Genomic DNA, 14,226 nt, shown 5'->3' with positions numbered 1-14,226 from the left:
ATGATTTCGGCTGCTTTGCTGAACTCTGCAAGGATTCGTCGTGAAGCATCAGCCCTTTTCTCGTCTCCTTTGCGCTGCCGTCCTGCTCTGCGGGCTGCCCCTCGCCTCTCCCGCCGAGCCCTTGCAGTTCGCGATTCTCGCCAAACGGATCGACCACCCCTTCTTTCGTCTGGTCGGCGAGGGTTGTGCCGAAGCCGCCCGGGCTCAAGGCGACACCTGCCGGCTGCTCGGCGCCGCGGGACCGGCGCATTTCCGCCTGCAGAACCAAGCCCTGGAGCAGGCGCTCGGTCAGGATCTGGATGGCATCGCCCTGTCGGTGATCCACTCGAAGTGGCTGGCCGAACATGCCCTGAAACGGCTGGGCAAGACACCGTTGATCACCTTCGACTCGGATCTGGGACCCGGCGAACGGCATCTGCGCCGGGGTTATGTCGGGCTCGACAATCTGGCCTTCGGCCGGCAGCTCGGCCGGCTCGCCCAGCGCCTCCGGCCGCACGGCGGAAGGCTGTGCATCCTCAGCGCCAGCCCGCGGGACCCCAACCTCCAGGAGCGCCTCAAAGGCGTCCGTCAGCAGCTGCGCGGCATCGAGGGCGGTGATGGCAAAGTCGAACGGCTTGCCGGCGAGAACGGCTGGCACGAACTGGACCGCTGTCCGCTGTATAGCGCCAATGATCAGCAGAGCGTGCTGTTCCAGCTCACCACCCTGCTGAACTCCACCCAAGCCGACATCATCGTCAGTCTCGGCAGCTGGCCGGTGCATCGCCCCGGCGAGTTCCGCCGGCAACTCGGCCCGCTGCTCGCCGAACTCGATACGAAGGGCATGCGCCCGGCCCTCATCGTCACCACCCCCGAGTTCGATGCGGCACAGCAGGCTCTGCTCGACGAGGGGCTGATCAAGGCCTGTCTGAGCATCGAGAGCCGTGAAATGGGCCGCCAGGCCTACTGGATGATGAAGCGCCTGGCGCAGGGCCTCGACGCTCCGGAAAGGATTCTCGTCGATACCCATGCCTATCTGCCCAAGACGGCGGGTGGCCCTGAGCCGCCCGCGCTGGATGCTCAGCCAAGCAGATAGGCGCCATACGCCAGCGCATTGCCGAGGCGCCGAGGTTTCGAATGCCAGGGACAGGCGGAAGTAGGGCGTTGTCGGAAAAGAAGCAGGCAAGCCCGTAACCCACCGCCGCGGCCAGCATGCAGCCCAGCAGGTAGCTCTTGCGGTCGCCGGAACGGTCGGAGCGGTTGAACTCCAGATCGCCGCTGGCCATGGATTTGCGGCAGATGCCGAGATCGGCATTGCCCTCGGCCACCCCGCGTGCCACATCCGGGCTGAAGCGCTCCTCGATGTCCACCTAGATATGTTCGTTGGCCAGCAGGAACTCGGAGATCTCCTCGGGCAGGAACTCCATGATCGAGGACACGTTGGCCAGGATGCGTACGTGGCCCCGCGCCCCTTCCGCGTATTCGCTCAGCTCGCCCTGCAGGCGCTCCATGTCGCGCATCAGCTGGCGGGCATGGCGCAGCAGCGCCTGGCCGGTCGGAGTCGGCACCACGCCGCGAACATGCTACTGCAGATGAAGCGCAAAGCCAGTCGCGCCCGGATCGCCGAGTTCGGAACGAAGCTGCATGGTCGGGATAAGATAGTCGCCGCCATTCTGGCGTCGATAAGGAATGGGCGGGGTGCTTGCGAGCGTCCGCATTCTCTCACGCAGACGCTCGGCAATGGGCTCGAAATCGGTCTCATCGAGACGATCGACTCGGTAGGCTACGAACGGCGGAAGAACGTCGTAGCCCGGATAATGAAGAATGCCGTGATTGATCGGGAACAGCAGGTCATCGATTGGCCCGTTGATTCCGCGGGCGGTGTAATGCTCCTCCCAGCCACCAGCGGTCACGAGCAGCATGGCACGCTTCCCCACCAAAGTGCCTTCACCGTAGCGGTTCCCCCATCGCTTGTCGCTGTGTTCGCCGACGCCGTACGCGAACCCATAGGCATACACCCGGTCGACCCACCCCTTGAGGATGGCCGGCATGGAGAACCACCAGAGAGGGAACTGGAGAATCAAGACATCGGCCCACAACAGCTTTGCCTGCTCGGCCTTGACATCGGCGGTGAGCGAATCGTTGGCAAACGCTTCACCGGAGGCCTTGGCAGGCTTGAAACGCACCTCTGGCGCCAGTGACGGAAAGTCGGCACGGTCGACCATGGATTTCCAACCGTCAGCATAGAGATCCGACACCTGCACCTCGTGGCCTTGGGCCTTGAGCTCCTGGATGGCTATGTCGCGGAGCGCGCCGTTGAGCGAGCGCGGTTCGGGATGGGCGAAAACAAGCAGCACCTTCATGGTCAGCTCCTCAGAGGGGACGTTGACTTAAAGGTAAGCTAATGCACAGGCTATCCTCTATAGCTTGGTAATACATAAGACTATGCCGAATAATGGATAAGCCAGATATCACCCTCGAGCGCATGCGCACCTTCGTCCGTGTAGCCGAGCGCGGAAGTCTGTCGGCCGTCGCGCGTGAGCTTGGGGTAGGGCAATCGACGATCACGCGGCATCTGCAGGAGCTCGAGGAGGCCATCGGCGTGCCTTTGCTCAGCAGGACAACGCGGCGTGTCACGATGACCGACGAAGGAAGTCGCTACTACGTCAACAGCGTCCAGATTCTGCGCCTCGTTGAGCAGGCTGGCGACGAGGCTCGGGGCACGCGCGGGGCGCCGGCCGGCTCCATTCGGATATCCTGCTCGGCGGCTATCGGGGTCTTGCACATCGGCCGGTTGATCTTCGCGTTTCAGGATCGCTACCCCGACATCGGGATCGATCTCAGCCTCACCGACGAGCGCGTAGACCTCGTCCGGGAAGGCGTCGATATCGCGCTTCGCCTGGGGCCGCTCACCGATAGCTCCATGAAATTGCGAAGCCTCGGCCAGTCCCGGCGTCTACTTGTGGCGGCGCCAGATTATCTGGCAGCGCGAGGAAGGCCGACGATCCCGCAGGACCTGCCCGGCCATGAAGGCATCCGCATGTCGAACGTGGCGGGAAGCGATATCCTCACCTTGCAGGGGCCGGACGGCGTGCGCCATGCGGTGCCCTTCGGAGGGCGATTTCGGGTCGACCACGGGCTTGCCGTGCGCGAGGCGCTGACCGCAGGACGAGGCATCGCACCGGCCCATCAATGGCTTATCGACGATCTGCTGGCGGCCGGGCGGCTTGAGGCAATCCTCCCGGACTATGCGTTGCCCGCCGTCCCGCTGAGCATGCTGATTGTCCCGGAGCGTGCAGGCATTACCCGAGTCCGGCTACTGGTCGACTTTCTCGCCGAGCAAATTGGCGGCATACCGGGAATCGAACAGATGCGGCCGGGTCATTAGGCCGCAGACCACAGCACTGCACTTCTCGAAACCGATCGGCCCGGCACTCGCCTGCGCCAATCGGCTCCATGCGTGCCTGTCTCCCGTCGGGGATCCCGACGGCATCTGCGCCAGCGGAAGCGACCCCTTGCAGACCGACTTCCTCAACTTGCCCAGCACCTTCAGACTCAAGCCGCTCTGCGCCTGGATACAGCAGGCCAGCACGGTGCCCTGCTCCTGCTCGTCGACACTGACATGCCGGCCGCTGGATCCGGATTGTCGAGCGCAGTTCCGCTTGGCTGGAAAAAACAGGCGGCTGTGGAAGAACGGCGAGCGGCTGCTCAACACCAGCTTGCAGTTCGTCCACCTGGCTTTCGTGTGCCCTCTACTCAAAAGACTCTGAACAGGCCCTGGGAAGACACCGGAACAGGACAGGTCGCCCTGCGGGCTGTTGGCCGGTTCTCGGCGTCGGAAGGCCCTGGGCCTACCTCATGGTCATGGCTTCACGGTCACGGTCGGTGGCGCTTTGGGCAGGTAGACGATGTAGCTGTCTATGAGAAATTTCTCGGCGATGGGCTCGCCGCGTGCCAGGCGCTTGAGCATCCAGTAGCTCTGTCGGCCGATCTCACGGCTGTTCATGTCCAGGTAGGCCTGGACCAGCCCCTCGTCGAGCAATGCGCGCTGTGCCGCATCCGGCTCGCTTGAGGCGATGATGATGGCCGGGTGGCTATTTTGGGCATCGAGTTCGGCGAGCAGCGGGCCGACCTGCTGACGGTATCTGTCGGCGTGATGGACCGGCCAATTGCCGAGGCTGATGATCGCGTCGAAGTGGCGGGTGCTCAGCAAAGTAGTGAGTTGGAGCAGCGCGCCTTCCGGCGTCTCGGCGCGCTCCAGCGGGCAGCGATGCGGCTCGCTCCAGCCATTCTCTCCGTTCAGCCGGTCGCCCCATTGATGGTTCGGAATAGCGCTGAGCTGCTGGCGGATGCCTTGCAGGCGCTCCTGCTGATAGGTGTCCTGCAATTCGCCGGTCAAGACGCACAGCCTGCCGCCCTGGGGCCTGAAATGCTGGGCAAGCCTGCCGAGATGACGGCCGAACGCCAGATTGTCGATCCCGACGTAGCCCCTGCGCAGGTGCTGTTCTGCAGGACTCAAGTCTGCATCGAAGGTGATCAGCGGTAACTTGCTGGCCCATTGCAAAGCGTGTTCGGCCAGCCATTTCGAATGGGTCACTGCCAGGGCTATGCCATCCAGATCCCTTTCCAGGGCCTGCTCCAGCACCTTGTTCTGCAAGCGAAAATGCGCCGGCCCGGAGGAGCCCAGTAATAGGCAGGTATCGCCCTGGGTCTGGGCAGCCTCGGCACAGCCCTCGCCAGCCAAAATGAAGAAGCGCTGATCGACGCGTTTGGGGATCATCGCGAACTGCAAGGGCTCGGCGGTGGCTGGACTGGTGAGCAGCAATCCGCAGAGCAAACCCATAGTGGATAGAAGGCAGAGAGCGAGCGGCTTGTTCAAGGCCGATCCTTGCGGGTCCCAATATGCAGGTTGGCGTGTCATAGGTTTCAGCGGTAGCAGGATCGTTCTGGAGTATGGAGTACGCCATCCGGACCTACATCGCTGAGTACAACACTCTGCGACCCCCTAGAATAGATATTTTATCCATCTCTGTAAGAACAGACCGCCTCATGGCGCCGGCGGTATGAAAAGAAAACCCCGACTGCGCCGGGCAGCAGTCAGGGCAAGGGCGGCAGTTCTCCAGGCGCCGCAGTGACCTTGAAAGCGTAGCCGCTCCGTGCACTGCCTGCTGAATCGTTTCAAATTTCTTGCATTGCATTGGTGACAGAAAAGAAAAGCCCCCGGGCCTGCCTTTCGACAGAACCGGGGGCTCCAACGGCGCGGCAGCGCAGGTTTCCCTACTGCTACTAAACGCCAGGGCAGCTTACCCGCGCCTTGCGTCGCGAGTAAACACCGTTTCGGTTACGGCACTGCACCTGTGCATCGGCGAGACACCGGGGCGCTGGGCCCGACAGGCTGCACCGATCCGGCAATGGCGGCTATGGGAGAGAACAGCCAAGCGCCGTCTCATCCCAAAACGCGTGGCAAGGCGGTTTTCAGGCCTTCAGGCGTGGTCTCTCCGAGCGAGTGCGCAAGCAGAATAAAGTCCTGCCATCTAATTGGCTGAGCAGCATCTCCCCCAAGGGGCTTCCAGATAGATTTTTTTTGCATAGCAAAAATATATTGAATGTTTACGCGTGTGATCTGTCTAGACTTATAAGAGCTTCATGTACTCGGAGGTGCGTGGTTTACACGAGTACCTTTTCCCCTCCCTTGCGGAGGGATTTTTTTGCATAGCAAAATATCGCCACAGACAGGAGATAGCCCTGCTGCTCTCCTCTGTAAGCCATCACCTACAACAGGTCGAGAACTTGCCCAATTGGTGCGCAGCGACCGTCTCGGTAGATTGACCCACACCAAGACGTCGATGGAACGACGCAGGCCCATGGATGGCAGCCAAGGGAACGTCGCAGGATAAGCGAATAATTCGTCAGGATGACGAGTACACGGACGGAAGGAAACATCGAACGGCGAGGCTAATCCCTCGCCGTTTTTGTGTGCGCCGGAGAAAGACGGCCGTCCAGTGCATCGCTGCGCTCCCAGACCTCATCTCCACACCCAAGTCGATTGGCGCCCCATCCGGACTATCGCGTTCTACATCAGCCACGCGCGGGAAGCAGCCTGAACGATAAAAAGCCCCCGGCCGACAGGCAGCGGCAGCGGGGGCACACAACGGCAGCAGCAACTGGCGTCCTGCCAATTACAGCGGCGAGGACCCTAACATCATTTCGCCGCTTCGTTTACCGCGTATCGGCTGAACGGTCGCGCCTGGGGGATGGGCGGCTCGGGCAGAGGGATATGAATGTAGGAACGGGTGGCGGGGGCGCCATGGGCAGTAGCCGATAAAAGAAGAAGCCGGCGATGCTGCTGGAGGACAACATGCCGGCAAGGCGTGCAAGAAGCAGAAAGCTCACAGTGATGACCATCTGCAGTGTGTACCCAAACGGCGGACCACGTCACCGTGACATGCCGTCACTGTGGCAGGGTGACTCAGGCAGATCGATGGGAAGGCGATAATGGGCTTCGACCGCAATGCCTGAGACGCTCATACCATGCTCGAGTCCCCGTCTCTCCGGACTCACTGCCAGGCTTTCGGCAGTTGGCCATCGGCCAGGCAAGCAAAATGACCACTGGTGTGATCGCACACCAGCGTCAAGCTCGATCGTGACCGCGGCAGCGAAGTGCTGCGCTCGGAATCGATGGATCTCCGGTTCCCCCTCAGGCCACCTCTTCAAGCAAGGGAAAAGCGGCCCCGTTTCCTTCGGAACGATCAAAGAAAACTCAGCGTCTGCCCGATCAGTTTCTGGAAAAAAGCGACAGGTTCCTGCAAGTTGCCCAGAAAACGCGGCTGCAGCAGCCACAGGTCGATCATCGGCTTGAAATCCTTGAGACTCACCACGGCCAGCCGCTCGTAATGGGCGCTGCGCTCCAGCAGCGGCCCAGGAACCAGCCCCAGGCCCAGGCCGTCGGCGATCAGGCCCAGTTGCAGCTCGACACCGAAGGTTTCCAGGTTGACCCGCAGCTCGAGCCCCTGCTCCATCAGGGTGTGCTGCAGGCTGGAGCGGAATCCGCAACCGTCGGGATTCAACACCCAGCCGCTCTGGTAGCAGTCGACCAGCTTGCAGGGACGCTTGGGCGCCTGCTCCTTCGCGCAGACCACCAGCAGGTTCATGCTGCCGAGGCTGTTGGCCACCACACTGCCGGGGAACACCTTGCGGGACGGGAAGAACACGACGGCCGCATCCAGTTCGTCCTTTTCGATGCCACCGAGCAGATGGCTTCCCCAATCCGTGGACACCTGGGTGTGCAGGTCCGGATAGGCCGCCTTCAGCTGCTTGAAGGCATGCGGCAGCACGACATCGCTCAAGGCCTGCGGAACGCCGATGCGCAACATTCCGCTGGGCGGCCGGTCGCTGGCCACCAGTTCGCGCAGGTTTTCCATCTCGCACAGAATCGCCAGGCATTGCTTGTAGACACGCAAGCCGATGACGGTCGGCTTGAGCGGCTTGGTGTTGCGGTCGAGCAATTCGACCCCCAGGTCATGCTCGAGATTCTGGATGCGTCGCGTGATCGCCGGCTGGGTCAGCTGCAACGACTCGGCAGCGTGAATGATGGACTGGCAGCGGACCGCCGACATGAAGGCCGTTATGTCATCAAGCTTCATTCGGTAGGGACATAATGAGGAAATAGAAAATGTTTAAAAATAATAGTTTCGTTCCTCTTGCCGGACCAGTGCGATAGGACGGCTCGCCGCAGGAAACGGAAGACGACAGGCGCCGGCCAGGGCCTCATGCCAGGCGTTTCGCGTTGTAGCGGTTGACGGGCACGACCAGTTCGGTGAAGTACTGCAAGCTGTCGGGCAGCGCGGAGTACAGCGTGAAACCATCCGCCGCGCCCTTTTCGACCCAGTCTTGAGGGTGTGTCTGCGCAGCGCCAGCGTCTGTCGCCGGAGGAAACCTCCAAGCTGATCCGCAAGCCCCATGACATCAGCACCGAAATCATCGAAAAGGCGCATTTGCAGGCTCAATAGAAACAAAACTCGGGGAAATTCTTCCTAAAAATCGACCCGCAACTCAAGGCCATCAGCCTGGCACGCATCGCCCCGGAAAGCCTGTCGCCCTTGATCCGGGACGACGAGGTGCCCAGCGGGCGATCCGCGCACTGGCCGGGCTGTCCGGCCGTGATTTCCTCGAATCATCGGCTGGGAATGAATGTTTCGATTGGATTCAAAGGAAAATGCCCCCTAGATTTACCAGAGGAAGGGACTTACCCAGGCCACCAGGCGAGCTATTGCAGCGCTCCAGGATGGCTCGGCGAGCGTAGAGGGAGCTTGCGTAGCGGATTCGAGTTGCTCGTCATCGCCCTGCACCGGTACGTGGAGGCGCAACTGAAGAAAACGCGAGCACAGCTCCGGCATTCCACAAGGAGGTGTAGCCATGAACCTGAACGATCTGAAAGAAATCGATCGAGCCTGGACGAACACACCGATGCCCCTGGCAAATCCAAAGCCGCCAGTGCCTATCGTCTTTAGGTGCATCAGGCAGGGCCTTCATGTTTTCCTCTCCCTCCTGGCGGCGGCGTTGTATATCGCACTGCTGGCGGTCTTTCCGCTGTTCTTTGCCTGTTCGGCACTGCTTGTCGGGATGCTGTGGCTCGCCGGCCGGCTCGTGCGGCACAAAAATAATAGTGACGGGGAGCCTTGATATCCTGCCCGCCCTCTCGCTTCGCTCGCAGCATCCGCTGTCGCTGCGCCGGAGGACGGCCATGGCGCGCCTGCTGTCCCTCCTGCTGATCGCCTGCCTGTCCTGGCAGGCAGGTGCCGGGTCCGCGGACGAGGCGCTGCTCGTACAGGGCGGCTACGTGATGACGCTGGACCCGGCATTGGGCGGCTTCGGCGGCGGCGACCCGGCCGCGCTGCTGGTCTACTCGGCGCGGCCGGAAAACGCCCGGACGGTGCTGGTGGACGGCCGGATCGTCAAGCAGGACGGACAACTGCTCGGCGTGGACATGGCGGACCTCCCGGAACGCGCCCGCCGCTCCGCCCGGGAACTGCCTCAGCGTACGCCCTTCTCTCGCTGAGCGATTTCTGCGACCTGTCCGCGAGTTTCGCCGGTTATCCTGTAGCCATTCGACGGGAAGTTCTGCCATGCGCTACGACCTCACCAGCCTGGACCTGTTCATCGCCATCGCCCAGGAACGCAACCTCACCCGCGCCGTGCGCCTCAAGCACCTGGCGGTCTCGGCGGTGAGCAAGCGCATCAGCGAACTGGAGGACCAGGTCGGCTTGCCCCTGTTGATCCGCAACGCCCGCGGTGTCGAGCTGACCCCGGCCGGGCAGTCGCTGCTGTTCCATGCCCGCCAGGTCAAGCAGACCCTGGCCCGGCTGGACAACGAGCTCAGCGAGTACGCCAGCGGCGTCAAGGGCCATATCCATATCCATGCCATCACCTCGGTGCTGTCGCAATTCCTCCCGGAGGACATCGCCGGCCTCGTCGCCCGCTATCCCGAGATCAAGTTCGACATCGAGGAGCGGGTCGGCTCGGCAGTGGTCCGCGCGGTGGCCGACGGCCGCGCCGAGTTCGGCATCATAGCCATGCAGACCGCGGCCCAGGGCCTGGATACCGGCCCTACCGCGGCGACGAGCTGACCCTGGTGATGCCCGCCGACCGCCCCCTGGCCGCCCGCACGTCGATCCGCTTCGAAGAAGTGCTCGACCACGAGTTCGTCGGCCCGCACCTGGAAAGCGCGGTGCACGCCCTGCTGACCCGCGAGGTGGAGGCGCTGGGCAAGCCGTTGAGGCTGCGAGTACGCATCAGCAGCTTCGACTGCATGTGCCGGCTCGGCCGGCATGGGCCTGGCGGTACTGCCGCGCAGCGTGGTGCGCCAGTACCTGCGCAGCCACGGACTGCGCATGGTGACCCTCGACGAACCCTGGGCGCGGCGTTCGTTGCTGATGGTGTTTCGCAAGTACGACGCGGCCTCGCCGACGCTGCGCACCCTGATCGATCACCTGCGCCAGTGACCGTTCGGCTCTCGCGGCCATGAGCCGTACTTGAAGCGTTCTCCATCGGCGAACGCTCCCTTGGCGATACTTCAATTTTCACGCCCCCACCCCGCTCGTACGATCAGCCTCATGTCGCCATCGGCATGATCTGCCTGGCGCTGACCGGCCTGTACGCCTTCAAGTCGCCGTTCTGGGCACTGCCGACGCTGTTCCTGACCCGCTCCACCGCCGCGGTGTCGATCGCCGTGATCAACTCGGTGGGCAACCTCGGCGGCTTCGTCGGCCCGTCGATGATCGGCCTGGTCAAGGGCGACAGCCAGAGTGCCGGCAACGGCCTGCTGTTCCTGAGCGCCCTGCTGGTGATCGGTTTCCTCATGACTCTGCTGATGCGTACCGGCAACCCGAGACCCCGGCGCCCGGCGACGCGGTCGGCCAGCACAGCCACTGATTTCCCTTCCCGGGAGCCTGTTGAAGCGCGATGGCACCCTGACGCTGGTGGACGCGCCGGCCTCGCCCCACCCGTCTCCCGATGTGTTCAACCTGATCTTCAAGCGCCGCTCGATCGCCGGCTCGATGATCGGCCGCATCCCGGAAACCCAGGAAATGCTCGACTTCTGCGCCGGGCATGGCATCGTCGCGGATATCGAGCTGATCAGGGCCGAACAGATCAACGAGGCCTACGAGCGGATGCTCAAGGGCGACGTCAAGTACCGCTTCGTGATCGACTCCGCCACCCTGGCGGTTTGACCGGGAGCGGTTTCACCGCGTACTGCCCCCCCGGAGCCACCTTCGCCCCCGGCAGGCGCCATCGGCCGCCGGGGTATCCGGCGGGTACAATCCCACCGTCCCTGCCTGGAACGAATCGATGCCCCGGGAACACTACAGCGATCTGCTCGCGTTGATGGCCGTTGCCGAGGAGCGCAGCTTCACCCGCGCCGCCGCCCGGCTCGGCATCTCCCAGTCGATGCTCAGCCATACGATCCGTGGACTGGAGGCACGGCTCGGGGTGCGGCTGCTGACGCGGACCACGCGCAGCGTATCGGTCACGGAGGCCGGCGAACGGCTGTTGCGCGTGGTCGCCCCGCGGTTCAAGGACATCGCGTCCGAGCTGCGGCATGTCGCCGAGCTGAGCGAAACGCCCGCCGGCACGCTCCGCATCACCGCCACCGAGCACGCCATCGACACGCTGCTGTGGCCGAAGCTCGCCGAGCTTCTGAGCGCCTACCCGAAGCTCAAGGTGGAGCTGAGTTCCGACTACGCCCTCACCGATATCGTCCAGGGCAGGTACGACTTCGGCGTGCGCCTGGGCGACGGCTTGACCAGGGACAGCTCGGCCGTGCGCATCGCGCCCGACCTGCAATTCGCCATCGTCGGCGCGCCGTCGTATTTCGCCGCACACGCGATGCCTGCCAGCCCCCAGGAGCTGACGGACCACGCGTGCATCAATCTCAGGCTGCCGACGCGGGGCAACCTGTACGCCTGGGAACTCAAGAAGGACCAGAGCGAGCTGAATGTGCGGGTAGACGGCCAACTGGTGTTCAACGGCATCTACCAGATCGTGAACGCCGCGTTGTCGGGCTTTGGATTGGCCTACGTTCCCGAAGACCTGGCCCGCCCGCATCTCGAATCCGGACGCCTGCTGCCGGTGATGAAGAGCTGGTGGCGCACCTTTCCCGGGTATCACCTCTACTACTCCAGCCAGCGCGAAACCTCGCGGGCCATGCAGATCCTGATCGAGGCGCTGCGCTATGGGGAATAGCCTCGCCCGCAACCCGCTGGATTGATTACTTCGGCTCATGGCTCTATTCGGCATCCGGTGTTCTTCGAGCAGCCCGGCCTCTCTATCATCAGGCTCCAACAGCGGCAGCCAGCGAACCATCCCGCTCGCGACATCCTGCACACCCGGCCGCACTTCCACCTGACCTCGACCATGTTGCGCTCCTCCTCCGCGAGGCGGTGCCGGGTTGCGCATTGCCAGAGTAAAACCGATGACGACTTCAACTCTCGAACTTGAATCGACCCAACGACAGATGGGCAGTGCCGTGGGCTCCATGGCGCTTTGCGTGGCGATGCTGATCGCCTCCGAATTCATGCCGGTCAGCCTGCTGACCCCGATCGCCGAAGACCTGCAGGCCACCCAGGGCCTGGCGGGACAGGCCATCTCGGTGTCCGGTTTCTTCGCGGTGCTGTCCAGCCTGTTCATCGCGCCGATCGCCGGACGCTTCGACCGCCGGCACGTCCTGATGGGCATGACCCTGCTGATGCTGCTGTCGCTGGTGATGATCGCCCTGGCGCCCGACTTTTCCCTGTTGATGACGGCCCGCGCCTTGCTGGGACTGGCGATCGGCGGCTTCTGGTCGCTGGCCACGGCGACCGTCATCCGCCTGGTGCCCGCCGAGCGCGTGCCGCAGGCGCTTGGCGCCATCTACATGGGCAATGCCATCGCCACGGCGTTCGCCGCACCGATCGGGGCCTATGTGGGGGAACTGTTCGGCTGGCGGGTCGTGTTCGGCGGCCTCGTGCCGCTGGTGATCGCCAATCTGCTCTGGCAGGCCAGGAGCCTTCCCTCGATGCCGCCGCGGGCGGCCATCCCGGTCACCCGCCTGTTCGGGCTGCTCAAACGCCGGCACGTCGCCCTGGGCATGCTCTCGACCATGCTGACGTTCGCGGGTGCGTTCGGCGCCTTCACCTACTTCCGCCCCTTCCTGGAAGCCGAGATGGGCGTGAGTCCGAGCCAGCTGTCGCTTTTGCTGCTCGGCCTGGGCCTGGCCGGATTCGCGGGAACCCACTTCGCCGGCGCCATGCTCCATCGGCAGCGCCTCTACCCGCTCCTGCGCTATCTCCCCCTGGCCCTCGCCGCCGTCACCCTGGCCATGATGGGGGCCGGGCATCTCTTCTGGGCAGTGGCGGCCATGATGGTCGGCTGGGGAGCACTGAACGCGGCCATACCGGTGTGCTGGTCGACCTGGCTGGCCAGGGAAATCGATGACGAGCCGGAAAGCGGCGGCGGACTGCTGGTCGCCTCGATCCAGCTGGCGATCATGATGGGCGGCGCACTGGGCGGCCAGCTCCTGGACCAGGTGAATGCGTCTGCCCCCCTGGTGGGAGGCGCGGTCCTGCTGGTCCTTTCCGCGCTGGTCATCGGCAACGGCACCCGGATCAGGAAACCGGCACGGGCCTGAGCTCAGAGCCGCGGCTCGCTCCCGGCCCGACATGAGGGCGTCTTGGCTGAAGAACGGCGGTGGTATGGTTGCGCCATGCGTATGACGAAGACTGAGCGGGCATGAGAGACGACATCCTGCGGGAGTCCTTCGGCGGACTGGTGGCGTTCGTTGCCGTGGCCCGCGAAAAGAGCTTCACCCGGGCAGCGGCGCACCTTGGCCTGTCGCAATCGGCCGTCAGCCATGCCGTGCGGGCGCTGGAGACGAAGCTCGGCGCTCGCCTGCTGGCGCGCAACTCGCGCACGGTCTCGCCCACCGAGGTTGGCGAAAGGCTGCTGGAGACGGTCGCTCCGCAGCTGGAGGAAATCGATGCCGAGATGTCCGCCTTGTCGGCGCTGGGCGACAGCCCCATGGGGACAATCCGCATCACCGCCTCGGATCACGCGATCCGTAGCGTGCTGGCAGCCAGACTGAAGAAATTCCTGCCGAAGTATCCGGGTATCCAGGTCGAACTGTTTGCCGACAGTGGCCTGGTCGATCTCGCCGCCGAGCGGTTCGATGCCGGCGTTCGCTTGGGCGAGATCGTCGCGCAGGACATGATCGCGCTACGCATCGGCCCGGACATCCGCTTTGCCGTGGTGGCCACCAAAGGATACTTCGCCAGCCATTCTCTCCCCGGAACGCCGGATGACCTCATGATGCAGCACAACTGCATCAACCTGCGCCTGCCCACCTACGGAGGACGCTGGGCCTGGGAGTTCGAAAAAGACGGACGGCAGATGGACGTCCGCGTGAACGGCCAGCTCACCTACAACAGCATCTACGACTGCCTCGACGCCGCGATGGCCGGCCTCGGCATGGCCTACGTGCCGGAGGACATGGCGCTGCCCTACATCCGCACCGGTCACCTGGTATCCGTACTGGAAGACTGGTGCCCCTACTGGTCGGGCTACCACCTCTACTACCCCAGCCGCCGGCAACCCTCGGGAGCCATGTCCCTGCTGATTGCGGCCTTGCGTTACGAGACGTAGGCCGGGGTCAGGCCCGCGCGCAGGTCACGCAGCCGCCGTCCCATGCCGATTAATCGATGGGACACATAGGTCCAT

11 protein-coding genes and 4 pseudogenes are annotated in these 14,226 nt (G+C 63.6%); 10 read left to right on the top strand and 5 right to left on the bottom strand.

Translation table 11 applies throughout. The features are described from left to right. Positions 1 to 40 precede the first annotated feature (40 nt). Positions 41 to 1,072, top strand: coding sequence for a substrate-binding domain-containing protein (locus tag Atro_RS02465; protein ID WP_497926283.1), 1,032 nt, complete (start codon positions 41 to 43; stop codon positions 1,070 to 1,072). A gap of 166 nt (positions 1,073 to 1,238) precedes the next feature. Here Atro_RS02465 and Atro_RS02460 read toward each other — a convergent pair. Both Atro_RS02460 and Atro_RS02455 read right to left on the bottom strand, forming a co-directional pair. Continuing rightward, a pseudogene (locus Atro_RS02460) lies at positions 1,239 to 1,553 on the bottom strand (LysR substrate-binding domain-containing protein); the annotation flags it as partial. A gap of 6 nt (positions 1,554 to 1,559) precedes the next feature. Next, positions 1,560 to 2,339 (bottom strand): NAD(P)H-dependent oxidoreductase, encoded by a 780-nt coding sequence (locus Atro_RS02455; RefSeq protein WP_497926282.1) that lies wholly within the window; start codon positions 2,337 to 2,339, stop codon positions 1,560 to 1,562. Positions 2,340 to 2,431: 92 nt separating this feature from the next. Between Atro_RS02455 and Atro_RS02450 the strand changes: the two genes are divergently transcribed. Together Atro_RS02450 and Atro_RS02445 are read left to right on the top strand one after the other, a co-directional pair. Beyond that, the gene (locus Atro_RS02450; protein WP_497926281.1) at positions 2,432 to 3,364 is read left to right on the top strand and encodes a LysR family transcriptional regulator; all 933 of its coding nucleotides are present in this window, start codon (positions 2,432 to 2,434) and stop codon (positions 3,362 to 3,364) included. A 254-nt stretch (positions 3,365 to 3,618) separates the two neighbouring features. After that, positions 3,619 to 3,746: pseudogene (locus tag Atro_RS02445) on the top strand (IS5/IS1182 family transposase); the annotation flags it as partial. Between the two features lie 92 nt (positions 3,747 to 3,838). Here the strand turns inward: Atro_RS02445 and Atro_RS02440 are convergent. Together Atro_RS02440 and Atro_RS02435 are read right to left on the bottom strand one after the other, a co-directional pair. Beyond that, positions 3,839 to 4,855 (bottom strand): substrate-binding domain-containing protein, encoded by a 1,017-nt coding sequence (locus Atro_RS02440; protein ID WP_497926280.1) that lies wholly within the window; start codon positions 4,853 to 4,855, stop codon positions 3,839 to 3,841. 1,870 nt (positions 4,856 to 6,725) lie between these two features. Continuing rightward, positions 6,726 to 7,619 (bottom strand): LysR family transcriptional regulator, encoded by an 894-nt coding sequence (locus tag Atro_RS02435; protein ID WP_497926279.1) that lies wholly within the window; start codon positions 7,617 to 7,619, stop codon positions 6,726 to 6,728. 772 nt (positions 7,620 to 8,391) lie between these two features. Between Atro_RS02435 and Atro_RS02430 the strand changes: the two genes are divergently transcribed. From Atro_RS02430 to Atro_RS02420, 3 genes and pseudogenes are all read left to right on the top strand, one after another. Next, positions 8,392 to 8,658, top strand: coding sequence for a hypothetical protein (locus Atro_RS02430; RefSeq protein WP_497926278.1), 267 nt, complete (start codon positions 8,392 to 8,394; stop codon positions 8,656 to 8,658). Between the two features lie 61 nt (positions 8,659 to 8,719). Further along, complete coding sequence (locus Atro_RS02425) at positions 8,720 to 9,034, top strand: hypothetical protein (RefSeq protein WP_497926277.1); 315 nt, start codon at positions 8,720 to 8,722, stop codon at positions 9,032 to 9,034. Positions 9,035 to 9,101: 67 nt separating this feature from the next. Then, a pseudogene (locus tag Atro_RS02420) lies at positions 9,102 to 9,977 on the top strand (LysR substrate-binding domain-containing protein). Between the two features lie 109 nt (positions 9,978 to 10,086). On the opposite strand, the gene Atro_RS02415 reads toward Atro_RS02420, so the two are convergent. After that, on the bottom strand, positions 10,087 to 10,404 hold the full coding sequence (locus tag Atro_RS02415) for a hypothetical protein (protein WP_497926276.1): 318 nt from the start codon (positions 10,402 to 10,404) through the stop codon (positions 10,087 to 10,089). A gap of 20 nt (positions 10,405 to 10,424) precedes the next feature. Between Atro_RS02415 and Atro_RS02410 the strand changes: the two are divergent. The 4 genes and pseudogenes from Atro_RS02410 to Atro_RS02395 all read left to right on the top strand — a co-directional run. Continuing rightward, positions 10,425 to 10,706 (top strand): annotated as a pseudogene (locus Atro_RS02410) (NAD(P)-dependent alcohol dehydrogenase); the annotation flags it as partial. A 118-nt stretch (positions 10,707 to 10,824) separates the two neighbouring features. Next, positions 10,825 to 11,718 (top strand): LysR family transcriptional regulator, encoded by an 894-nt coding sequence (locus Atro_RS02405; RefSeq protein ID WP_497926275.1) that lies wholly within the window; start codon positions 10,825 to 10,827, stop codon positions 11,716 to 11,718. A gap of 229 nt (positions 11,719 to 11,947) precedes the next feature. Beyond that, entirely contained in the window at positions 11,948 to 13,141 is a 1,194-nt protein-coding gene (locus Atro_RS02400; RefSeq protein WP_497926274.1) for an MFS transporter, read from the top strand. A 101-nt stretch (positions 13,142 to 13,242) separates the two neighbouring features. After that, positions 13,243 to 14,151 (top strand): LysR family transcriptional regulator, encoded by a 909-nt coding sequence (locus Atro_RS02395; RefSeq protein WP_497926273.1) that lies wholly within the window; start codon positions 13,243 to 13,245, stop codon positions 14,149 to 14,151. Positions 14,152 to 14,226 lie beyond the last annotated feature (75 nt).

The organism is Azotobacter tropicalis, from assembly GCF_059739045.1.
This window is presented reverse-complemented; position numbering and strand designations above follow the sequence as displayed.